Source organism: Agromyces mediolanus, from assembly GCF_014648575.1.
In the GTDB taxonomy this organism is placed as follows: domain Bacteria; phylum Actinomycetota; class Actinomycetes; order Actinomycetales; family Microbacteriaceae; genus Agromyces; species Agromyces mediolanus.
In genome coordinates this window covers 56324-65928 of record NZ_BMRJ01000006.1, presented here as the reverse complement: position 1 = coordinate 65928, position 9605 = coordinate 56324, and the positions used below count along the sequence as shown (strand labels likewise).

Sequence of the window (9605 nt, the reverse complement as noted above, 5' to 3'; positions counted from 1 at the left end):
CGCCCGGGAGCCGTCGGCGCGTTCCCGCGCCGCACCCGAGGAGGAACCGCATGGCCATCGTGAGCCTCGCGAACGTCAGCAAGTCGTACCCATCGCCCGAGCGGGGCGCCCCGCGCATCGTCGCCGTCGACGACGTCAGCCTCGAGATCGAGGCCGGCGAGGTCACCGGCATCATCGGCTACTCGGGCGCGGGCAAGTCCACGCTCGTGCGGCTGATCAACGCGCTCGAGCCCGTGACCGAGGGCACCGTCACGATCGACGGCCGCGCGATCACCGGGCTGCCGGAGCGGGAGCTCCGCGCCGTGCGGCTCGGCATCGGCATGATCTTCCAGCAGTTCAACCTCTTCGAGGCGAAGACCGTGGCGCAGAACGTCGCCTACCCGTTGAAGGTCGCCGGCTGGGGCAAGGCGGAGATCACCGCGCGCGTGCAGGAACTGCTCGACTTCGTCGGGCTCGCCGACAAGGCGCGCGCCTACCCGGACCAGCTCTCGGGCGGACAGAAGCAGCGCGTCGGCATCGCGCGGGCGCTCGCCACCCGCCCGCGGATCCTGCTCGCCGACGAGGCGACGAGCGCGCTCGACCCCGAGACGACGCAGGAGGTGCTCGCGCTGCTGAAGCGCGTGAACGAGGAGTACGGCGTCACCATGGTCGTGATCACGCACGAGATGGACGTCATCCAGTCGATCGCGACGAAGGTCGCCGTGATGGACGGCGGCCGGGTCATCGAGCAGGGCGACGTCTTCGACGTCTTCTCCGACCCGCAGCACGCCTCCTCCCGCAAGTTCGTCTCGACCGTCGTGCAGGGGGTGCCGTCCCCGGCGGAGCTCGCGGTGCTGCGCGAGCGGCACCCAGGCCGGATCGCGACGTTCTCCTTCCGCGACGGGGATGCCTCGCAGGCCCGCGTCTTCGTCGAGCTCGCCCAGGCCGGGCTCGAGTTCGAGCTCGTGTACGGCGGCATCAACGACATCCGCGGTCGCGCCTTCGGCCACCTCACGCTCGCGATCCGCGGTGAGGAAGCCGCGATCGACCGGGCGCTCGCCCGCATCGGGGAGCTCGTGGCGGTCACCGAGCCGCCCGTCGGGGACGGCGCGCAGAACGGGGAGGCCCGCTGATGGACAAGCTCATCGACCTCGGGCCCGAGTTCTGGACCGCCGCCGGCGAGACCCTCTACATGGTGTTCTTCACCATGCTGTTCGGCGGGCTCGCGGGCCTCGTGCTCGGCATCGGCCTCTACGTCACGCGCAAGGGCGGGCTGCTGCCGAACACCGTCGTGAACAACGTGCTGAACGTGCTCATCAACTTCTTCCGGCCGATCCCGTTCATCATCTTCATCGCCGCGGTGCAGCCGCTCACCCGCGCCGTCATCGGCATCGGGATCGGCACGAACGCCGCCGTGTTCGCCCTCTCGCTCGCGGCCTCCTTCGCGATCGGCCGCATCGTCGAGCAGAACCTGCTCACCGTGAAGCCGGGCGTCATCGAGGCGGCCCGATCGATGGGCGCCGGGCCGTGGCGCATCCTCACCACGGTCGTCATCGGCGAGGCGCTCGGGCCGCTGATCCTCGGCTACACCTTCATCATCGTCGCGGTGATCGACATGTCGGCGATGGCCGGTTTCCTCGGCGGCGGCGGCCTCGGCTACTTCGCCCAGCTCTACGGCTACCGGCAGTTCGAGCCGATCGTGACCTGGGCCGCGGTGCTGCTCATCATCGTGTTCGTGCAGATCGTGCAGTACCTCGGCAACTGGCTGGCCCGCAAGGTGCTGCGGCGCTAGCCCCCGACGCCGCCCGCGCCTCGTCGGCGCGGGCGGCGCCGCGTCAGTGGCCGCCGGCGACCGTCGCGAGCTCGATCGGCGCGGCGGGCAGCTTCACGCTCTCGACGAGCTCGCCGGCGTCGAGGTCGACGAGGTGGATGGTCGAGGCGGCCGGGTCCGTCACGTAGGCGCGGTGCCCGTCGACGCGGAGCGCAGGGCGGGCCTGCTGCCAGTCGAGCGGCTCGGTCCACTCCTCGAGCACGGGGATCGTCGCGGTCACCGTGCCGGACGCCGGATCGATGACGTGGATGGCGCCGTCGGTGCCGAGCACGAGCGCCTCGCCGTGCGGCCCGCGGGCGAGCGAGCGGAAGGTGTAGCTCGTGCCGAGCTCGACGAGTCGCAGCGTGCCGGCCTCGGTGTCGACGAGGCTCACCCGGGTCGGCCGCTCGAGTTCCGCCTCGGCATCCGTCTTGTAGTCGCCGAGCACGACGGCGGACTCCGGCGAGCCGGCCTGCGTGCCGATGCGCCCGTAGGCGTCGGGCGACGCGACCTTCGTGAAGGCGCCGTCGCGGAAGACGAGGGCGCCGTCCTGGCAGCCGACGACGATCGCCCCGCCCGCCGCGACCGTTTCGCCGTGCACGCCGGGGCAGCGCTCGTCGCGGGCGAGTTCGGCGCCCGAGGCGTCGAAGACGGCGACGCCCGTGCGCGCTTCCTCGGTGCCGAGCGTCGACAGGAGGGCGTCGCCCGGCAGGGCGACGGCGACGCCGTGGTGCGCCGCCGCGCTCTCGTGGGTGCGGAGCTCGAGCGGGTCGAGTCCGCCTGCGGCGACCGCGTCGGCGAGCCCGGATGCCTCGAACAGCTGCACCTCGCCGGTGCCGTCGGCGAAGAGGGCGGTGACGCCCTCGTTCGTGGTGACGTGGCCCGCATGGTCGGCCTCGAACACGAGCTCCGTGAGCTGCGGCGTCTCACCGTAGTAGTGCGCGTGGTCGCCGTGCTGCTCCGCCTCGAGGCCGGTGTCGAGCACGCGGAAGCCGGCGTCCGTCGAGACGAGCACGTGCCGGCCGTCGCCGGCGGGGTTCACCCGGAGGAAGCCGGGCAGCTCGAGCTCGGCCGCGACCTCGAGGGTGTCGCCCTCGAGCACGAGCAGGCCGCCGTCGTAGCTCGCGACGAGGCGCGGGGCGGCGAGCTCACGCGCGGCGGGCTCGGTCGTGGAGTCGGGCTGCGCGGCGGGCGTCTGGCCGCCGGGGGAGGCGCAGGCGGCGAGGGTGAGGAGCAGGGCGGGCGCGGCGACGGCGGTCAGGCGCAGGCCTCGACGGCGAGGCGGGGGACTGGTGCGTGTGATCATGGCCGCCACGCTATCGTTAACGATAATCATTCTCAAAAACGAGCCTCAAGAAGTCATGAGCTCGGTGCCGGGTCAGGCGAGCCGGCCGTGCACCGGCCTGGCGTGCTCCGGGGGCTCGCCGACCTCCTCGACGGTGTGACCGCTGCAGGCGATCGCGGTGACGCTGGCCCGCTCGACGCGCGACACGGCGAACCAGCGCATGGCGTCGCGCAGCCGACACCACCCGACCAGGTACCAGCGGCCGTTCGTGGAGGCGAACAGCACGGGCTCGACGTCGCGCGTGGTCGAGGTGCCGTCCGCCGCGGTGTAGTTGAGGCGGACCACCCGCTGCTCGGCCAGCGCCTGCTCGAGCGCCGAGCTGACGGCACGCGAGGCCGGCGGAGGCGCATCGACCCAGATCCGGTGGGCCAGCTCCTCGGCCCGCGCTCGTGTCCTCGGGTCGAGGACGTCGAGGATCTTGCGGATGCCGGCGGCCGCCAGATCGGCGTACGGCGCATCGGATGCCGCGGACGACGCCGCGAGGAGCGCCACGGCCTGCGCGGGGGAGAGGGTGACGGGCGGCAGCGTGGCGTACTCGGCGAGCCCGTACCCGCCGCCGGGGCCCGGCCGGGACCAGACCGGCGCGCCGCTGCGCTCCAGTGCGTCGAGGTCGCGCTTGACTGTGCGCACCGACACCTCGAACTCCCGGGCCAGGCGGTCGGCGGAGACGCCGCGGGCACCGCTGCGGCGCAGCATCTCCGACAGGGCGTGCAGTCGTTCGGCGCGCTTCATGGGCCCGGCCTCAGCAGGGTCCGGGGGGAATCGAATTCATGCCAGAAATAGTGACACACCGGTGTCCGCCGAGGCTGCGAGGGTGGTCGCATGACCACCACTGCGAACCATCCGACCATCGTCCTCATCGCCGGCCACTGGCTGGGCGCCTGGGCGTGGGACGACGTCCTGAGCCACCTCGGACCCGACCGCGCCGTCGCGCTGACGCTGCCCGGGCTCGACCCAGCCGACCCCGAGCGCGCGTCGAGGACGCTCGACGAGCAGGCGGCGGCGATCCTGGACACGATCGCGCAGCAGGGCGACCGCCCGGTCGTCCTCGTCGCCCACAGCGGGGCCAACGTGCCCGTGAGCCTCGTGCTCGACCGTCGTCCCGAGCTCGTCGCCCGGGTGGTCTGGGTCGACTCCGGCCCCGTGGCCGACGGCAGCGTCTTCGCCCCCGAGCTCCCGGACGCGCTTGTCGAGCTGCCGCTGCCGCCGTTCGAGGAGCTCGGGCAGCAGGCGAGCCTCGACGGGCTGAGCGCCGAGGCCCTCGCGCGGTTCCGGGATCGGTCCGTCCCGGAGCCCGCCACGGTGCTCCGTCAGCCCGTCGAGCTCGCGAACGAGGCCAGGCACGGCGTCCCGACGACCCTGGTGTGCTGCTCGATCCCGGCCGAGCAGGTGCGGGAGCTGGTCCGGGCGGGGCATCCCATGTTCGCCGAGCTCGCGAAGCTGGACGGCTTCGACGTCGTCGACCTCCCCACGGGGCACTGGCCCATGTGGAGCCGAGCGGCTGACCTCGCGGAGGTCATCCTCGCCGAGGCGTCCACGGCGGCGACCGACGCCTAGGCGGGCTCCTCGAAGCTCACGATGAGCTTGCGCAGGAGCCCTGCGAGGCGCTTCTGCTCCGCGGGCGGCAGGCTGCCGAGCAGCTCGGCCTCCGCGTCGACGAGGCGGGTGATCGCGGCATCCACCCGGGTGAGGCCGGCCTGGCTCATCTCGACGAGGATGCCCCGACCGTCGTGCGGATCGGTCTGCCGGCTCACGAGCCCGCGGGCGACGAGCCGGTCGATGCGGTTCGTCATCGCCCCGCTCGAGACGAGGGTCTGCTGCAGCAGGGCCTTCGGGGACAGCCGGTAGGGCGCACCCGCCCGGCGGAGCGCGGAGAGCACGTCGAACTCCCACGACTCGAGCTCCGAGCGCGCGAAGGCCTGCTTGCGCTCCCGGTCGAGGTGCTTCGAGAGCCGCGCCACCCGGGAGAGCACCTGCAGCGGGGAGAAGTCGAGATCCGGGCGCTCCCGCTCCCAGTCGGCGACGATCCGATCCACCTCGTCCGCGTGCGTCATCCGGCCATTATCGCCCGGGGCGCGACCCCGCTCGCGACCCCGCGTCGTCGGCCGTCATGCCGCGGCGCGCGCCGTGGCAGACTTGATGGCGCGCAACGGCACGCCGCGGCGCGGTCCGCCATGGTGTAACGGCAGCACGACAGCCTTTGGAGCTGTGAGGCCCAGGTTCGAATCCTGGTGGCGGAGCATGAGCGATCAGAACCTCGCGATCATCGTCCTGGCGGCAGGACAGGGCACCCGCATGAAGTCGGCGACCCCGAAGCTGCTGCACCCGCTCGCCGGCTCGCCGGTCGTCGGGCACGTGCTGCGCACCGCGCGGGCGCTCGACGCCGCGCACGTGCTCGCCGTCGTGCGGCACGAGCGCGACCGGGTCGCCGAGACCATCGAGGCGGAGCTGCCCGGCACCACCATTGTCGATCAGGACGAGATCCCCGGCACCGGCCGCGCCGTCGAGCAGGCCGTCGCCGCACTGCCCGCCGACTTCGCTGGCGAGGTGCTCGTGCTGAACGGCGACGTGCCGCTGCTCGACGCCGACACGCTCGCCGCGTTCCTCGCGCAGCACCGCGACACCGGTTCCGCCGCTTCGGTGCTCTCGGCCATCTACGACGACCCGCACGGCTACGGCCGCATCGTTCGCGGCCCCGCCGGCGGCTTCGACCGCATCGTCGAGCAGAAGGACGCGAGCGAGGTCGAGCGGGCCATCCCCGAGATCAACGCCGGCATCTACGCCTTCGGTGCCGCCGCGCTCCGCGACCAGCTCGCGAACCTCACCACCGAGAACGCGCAGGGCGAGAAGTACCTCACCGACGTCATCCAGCTGCTCCGCGAGGCGGGCAGCGAGGTCGAGGCCGTGCCCGTCGCCGAGCCGTGGCTCGTCGCTGGCATCAACGACCGCGCCCAGCTCTCCGAGACGGCGGCCCGGCTGAACGCGCTCATCGTGCGCGGCTGGCAGCTGAACGGCGTCACGATCGAGGACCCGGCGACCACCTGGATCGACCTCGCGGTGACGATCGAGCCGGACACCACCATCCGGCCCGGCACGCAGCTGAAGGGCGCGACGACGATCGCCACCGGCGCGATCGTCGGCCCCGACACCACCCTCGTCGACTGCGAGATCGGCGCCGGCGCGCACGTCAAGCGCACCGACGGCACGCTCGCCGTGATCGGCGCGGGCGCCGAGGTCGGGCCGTTCGCGTACCTCCGCCCGGGCACCGTCCTCGGCGACGGCGGCAAGATCGGCACCTTCGTCGAGACGAAGAACGCCGAGATCGGCCGTGGCAGCAAGGTGCCGCACCTGAGCTACATCGGCGACACCCGCATCGGCGAGCAGTCGAACGTGGGCGCCGGTTCGATCACGGCGAACTACGACGGGGTGAACAAGCACCGCACCGAGATCGGCTCCCACGTGCGCACTGGCTCGCACGGGGTCTTCGTCGCGCCCGTTACCATTGGAGACGGCGTCTACACGGGCGCCGGAACGGTCGTCCGCAAGGACGTCCCCGCCGGAGCGCTCGCCGTGAACGTCGCACCGCAACGCAACATCGAGGGGTGGGTCACGACGCATCGTGCCGGGACTGCGGCCGCCCAGGCGGCCGAGGCCGCCGGCACGGCCGCCGCGACCGACGCCGAGTGACACGAGGCCGGACCGGCTGAGAGGACGAACACATGTCGGGTATCGAGACCACCGGATCCAAGCGCCTCGTGCTGGTGTCGGGGCGCGCGCATCCGGAACTCGCCGAGCAGATCGCCCGCGAGCTGGGCGCCGAGCTGGTGCCGACCGATGCCCGCACCTTCGCGAACGGCGAGATCTACGCGCGCTACGACGAGAGCGTGCGCGGCTCCGACGCCTTCGTCATCCAGTCTCACACCTCCCCGATCAACGAGTGGCTCATGGAGCAGCTCATCATGGTCGACGCGCTGAAGCGCGCCTCGGCCAAGCGCATCACCGTCGTCGCGCCGTTCTACCCCTACGCCCGGCAGGACAAGAAGGGCCGCGGACGCGAGCCGATCTCGGCCCGCCTCGTCGCCGACCTGTTCAAGACCGCCGGCGCCGACCGCATCATGTCGATCGACCTGCACGCGGCGCAGATCCAGGGCTTCTTCGACGGCCCCGTCGACCACCTCTTCGCCATGCCGGTGCTGCTCGAGGAGTTCAAGAACTCCCTCGACCCGGCGACCCTCACGGTCGTCTCGCCCGACATGGGCCGGGTGCGCGTCGCCGACATCTGGAGCGACAAGCTCGGCGCCCCGCTCGCCATCATCCACAAGCGCCGCGACCCGCTCGTGCCGAACCAGGTCTCGGTGCACGAGATCGTCGGCGACGTGGAGGGCCGCGTCTGCCTCCTCGTCGACGACCTCATCGACACGGGCCGCACGATCGTGAAGGCGGCCGAGGCGCTCAAGGCGAACGGCGCGATCGGCGTCGTCGTCGCCGCGACCCACGCCGTGTTCTCGAACCCGGCCGTCGAGATCCTGCAGTCCGACTTCATCGACCGCGTCGTCGTCACCGACACCCTGCCGATCCCGGCGGAGAAGCACTGGGACCGGCTCACGATCCTGCCGATCGCGCCGCTGCTTGCCCGCGCCATCCACGAGGTCTTCGAGGACGGCTCGGTCACGAGCATGTTCGACGGCGCGGCCTGATGGCCGAGCCCGGCGAGCAGGCGGCGTCCGGCGAGCAGGCGGCATCCGGGCGCCCCGCGCTGCCCGGTCGGCCCTGGGTCGCGAGCTACGCCGAGGGCGTCCCCGACGACCTCCCGGCCGTCGAGGGCTCGCTGTACGACCTGATCCGGCACTCGGTCGAGACGTACCCCGAGCACGTCGCGCTCGAGTTCTTCGGACGCGAGACGACGTACGCCGAGCTCGGCGCCGAGATCGAACGGGCCGCCGAGGGGCTCCGCCTCCTCGGCGTGCAGAAGGGCGACCCCGTCGCCATCGTGCTGCCGAACTGCCCGCAGCACATCGTCGCGTTCTACGCCGTGCTCCGCCTCGGCGGCATCGTCGTCGAGCACAACCCGCTGTACACGCCGCGCGAGCTGCGGCACCAGTTCGAGGACCACGGAGCCCGCGTCGTCGTCGCTTGGGACAAGGTGGTCGACACGCTGCAGGCGTTCCCCGCCGACCTGAAGCTCGCGCACATCGTCTCGGTCGACCCGACCCGGGCGATGCCGTTCGGCACCCGCCTCGCGCTCCGGCTGCCGATCGCGAAGGCCCGTGAGTCCCGCGCCGCGCTCACGACGAAGGTGCGCGGCACGGTGCCGTGGCCCGAGCTCGTCGAGGCCCAGCCGATCGACGCGCACATCATCGCGCCCGAGGTCGACGACGTCGCCCTCATCCAGTACACGAGCGGCACGACCGGCAGCCCGAAGGGCGCCACGCTCAGCCACGCGAACCTCATCGCGAACGCGGCGCAGTCGCGCAGCTGGGTGCCCGAGATCCCGCGTGGCAGCGCCGTCGTCTACGCCGTGCTGCCGATGTTCCACGCCTATGGGCTCACCCTCTGCCTCACCTTCGCGATGAGCATGGGCGCCCGGCTCGTGCTCTTCCCGAAGTTCGACCCCGACCTGGTGCTCAAGGTCGTGAAGCGCCGACCGCCGACGTTCCTGCCGGCGGTGCCGCCGATCTACGAACGGCTCACCGCCGCCGCGGCCGCCGAGGGGGTGCCGCTCGCCGGCATCCGCATCGCCATCTCCGGCGCCATGCCGCTCTCGCCCGCCGTCGTCGAGCCGTGGGAGGCTGCGACCGGCGGCTATCTCGTCGAGGGCTACGGGCTCTCGGAGTGCTCGCCGGTGCTGATGGCGAATCCCGTCGCGCCGAACCGCAAGGCCGGCACCGTGGGGCTGCCGCTGCCGGGCACGGAGTGCCGCGTCGTCGACCCGGAGGAGCCGACGCGCGACGTCGAGCCCGGCGCCGAGGGCGAGCTCGTCGTGCGCGGTCCGCAGGTCTTCTCCGGCTACTGGAAGAAGCCCGACGAGACCGCCGCGGTCTTCGTCGAGGACCCCGAGGGCGGCGCGCCGTGGTTCCGCACGGGCGACATCGTCTCGATCGACGACGAGGGCTTCGTGCGCATCGTCGACCGCATCAAGGAGCTCATCATCACGGGCGGGTTCAACGTCGCCCCGAGCGAGGTCGAGGAGGCGCTGCGCACGCACCCCTCGGTCGCCGACGTCGCGGTGGTCGGGGTGCCGGACGCGCACTCGGGCGAACAGGTCGTCGCCGTCGTTGTGCTGAAGCCGGGGCAGCAGCTCGACGAGGCCGGCATCCGCCAGGCGGCGCGCGACCAGCTGACGCCGTACAAGGTGCCCAAGCGGGTCGTCGCGGTCGAGGAGCTGCCGCGCTCGCTCATCGGCAAGGTCATCCGGCGCGAGGTGCGCACACGCCTCATCAACGCCGAGGCCGGCCAGGGCTGACGCGGGAT

The 9605-nt window shown here is 72.3% G+C and carries 9 protein-coding genes and 1 tRNA gene; 7 read left to right on the top strand and 3 right to left on the bottom strand.

Annotated elements, in window-relative coordinates; genetic code table 11:
- Nucleotides 1-50: 50 nt before the first annotated feature.
- Both IEY71_RS17090 and IEY71_RS17085 read left to right on the top strand, forming a co-directional pair.
- Nucleotides 51-1112 carry a methionine ABC transporter ATP-binding protein gene (locus IEY71_RS17090; RefSeq protein WP_189086588.1) on the top strand — a complete coding sequence of 354 codons (1062 nt, stop codon included), beginning with the start codon at nt 51-53 and terminating at the stop codon, nt 1110-1112.
- A complete protein-coding gene (locus tag IEY71_RS17085) occupies nt 1112-1771 on the top strand; it encodes a methionine ABC transporter permease (RefSeq protein WP_189086587.1) in 660 nt (219 codons plus the stop codon). Before IEY71_RS17090 ends, IEY71_RS17085 begins: the two co-directional genes overlap by 1 nt.
- A 43-nt stretch (nt 1772-1814) precedes the next feature.
- On the opposite strand, the gene aztD is transcribed toward IEY71_RS17085, so the two are convergent.
- Together aztD and IEY71_RS17075 are read right to left on the bottom strand one after the other, a co-directional pair.
- Nucleotides 1815-3095 carry a zinc metallochaperone AztD gene (aztD, locus tag IEY71_RS17080; protein WP_189086586.1) on the bottom strand — a complete coding sequence of 427 codons (1281 nt, stop codon included), beginning with the start codon at nt 3093-3095 and terminating at the stop codon, nt 1815-1817.
- Between the two features lie 72 nt (nt 3096-3167).
- The gene (locus IEY71_RS17075; protein WP_189086585.1) at nt 3168-3866 is read right to left on the bottom strand and encodes a helix-turn-helix transcriptional regulator; all 699 of its coding nucleotides are present in this window, start codon (nt 3864-3866) and stop codon (nt 3168-3170) included.
- Nucleotides 3867-3956: 90 nt separating this feature from the next.
- Here IEY71_RS17075 and IEY71_RS17070 point away from each other — a divergent pair, with 90 nt between their 5' ends.
- On the top strand, nt 3957-4691 hold the full coding sequence (locus IEY71_RS17070; protein ID WP_189086584.1) for an alpha/beta fold hydrolase: 735 nt from the start codon (nt 3957-3959) through the stop codon (nt 4689-4691).
- On the opposite strand, the gene IEY71_RS17065 is transcribed toward IEY71_RS17070, so the two are convergent.
- A complete protein-coding gene (locus IEY71_RS17065) occupies nt 4688-5188 on the bottom strand; it encodes a MarR family winged helix-turn-helix transcriptional regulator (RefSeq protein WP_189086583.1) in 501 nt (166 codons plus the stop codon). The two genes, IEY71_RS17070 and IEY71_RS17065, sit on opposite strands and share 4 nt — an antisense overlap.
- A gap of 114 nt (nt 5189-5302) precedes the next feature.
- Here IEY71_RS17065 and IEY71_RS17060 point away from each other — a divergent pair.
- The 4 genes from IEY71_RS17060 (at nt 5303) to IEY71_RS17045 (ending at nt 9597) form a co-directional block, all read left to right on the top strand.
- Nucleotides 5303-5374 (top strand) — tRNA-Gln (locus tag IEY71_RS17060).
- 1 nt (nt 5375) lies between these two features.
- On the top strand, nt 5376-6821 hold the full coding sequence (gene glmU / locus IEY71_RS17055) for a bifunctional UDP-N-acetylglucosamine diphosphorylase/glucosamine-1-phosphate N-acetyltransferase GlmU (RefSeq protein WP_189086582.1): 1446 nt from the start codon (nt 5376-5378) through the stop codon (nt 6819-6821).
- Between the two features lie 32 nt (nt 6822-6853).
- Nucleotides 6854-7831 carry a ribose-phosphate diphosphokinase gene (locus tag IEY71_RS17050; protein ID WP_189086581.1) on the top strand — a complete coding sequence of 326 codons (978 nt, stop codon included), beginning with the start codon at nt 6854-6856 and terminating at the stop codon, nt 7829-7831.
- The gene (locus tag IEY71_RS17045; protein ID WP_189086580.1) at nt 7831-9597 is read left to right on the top strand and encodes a long-chain-fatty-acid--CoA ligase; all 1767 of its coding nucleotides are present in this window, start codon (nt 7831-7833) and stop codon (nt 9595-9597) included. The genes IEY71_RS17050 and IEY71_RS17045 overlap by 1 nt, the downstream gene beginning before the upstream one ends.
- The last annotated feature ends 8 nt before the right edge of the window (nt 9598-9605 follow it).

Bases quoted from the DNA above. Each gene is read 5' to 3' on its own strand.
- IEY71_RS17070 (WP_189086584.1), top strand. From the start codon at position 3,957: ATGACCACCACTGCGAACCATCCGACCATCGTCCTCATCGCCGGCCAC.
- IEY71_RS17075 (WP_189086585.1), bottom strand. From the start codon at position 3,866: ATGAAGCGCGCCGAACGACTGCACGCCCTGTCGGAGATGCTGCGCCGC.
- IEY71_RS17085 (WP_189086587.1), top strand. From the start codon at position 1,112: ATGGACAAGCTCATCGACCTCGGGCCCGAGTTCTGGACCGCCGCCGGC.
- glmU (WP_189086582.1), top strand. From the start codon at position 5,376: ATGAGCGATCAGAACCTCGCGATCATCGTCCTGGCGGCAGGACAGGGC.
- IEY71_RS17065 (WP_189086583.1), bottom strand. From the start codon at position 5,188: ATGACGCACGCGGACGAGGTGGATCGGATCGTCGCCGACTGGGAGCGG.
- aztD (WP_189086586.1), bottom strand. From the start codon at position 3,095: ATGATCACACGCACCAGTCCCCCGCCTCGCCGTCGAGGCCTGCGCCTG.
- IEY71_RS17090 (WP_189086588.1), top strand. From the start codon at position 51: ATGGCCATCGTGAGCCTCGCGAACGTCAGCAAGTCGTACCCATCGCCC.
- IEY71_RS17050 (WP_189086581.1), top strand. From the start codon at position 6,854: ATGTCGGGTATCGAGACCACCGGATCCAAGCGCCTCGTGCTGGTGTCG.
- IEY71_RS17045 (WP_189086580.1), top strand. From the start codon at position 7,831: ATGGCCGAGCCCGGCGAGCAGGCGGCGTCCGGCGAGCAGGCGGCATCC.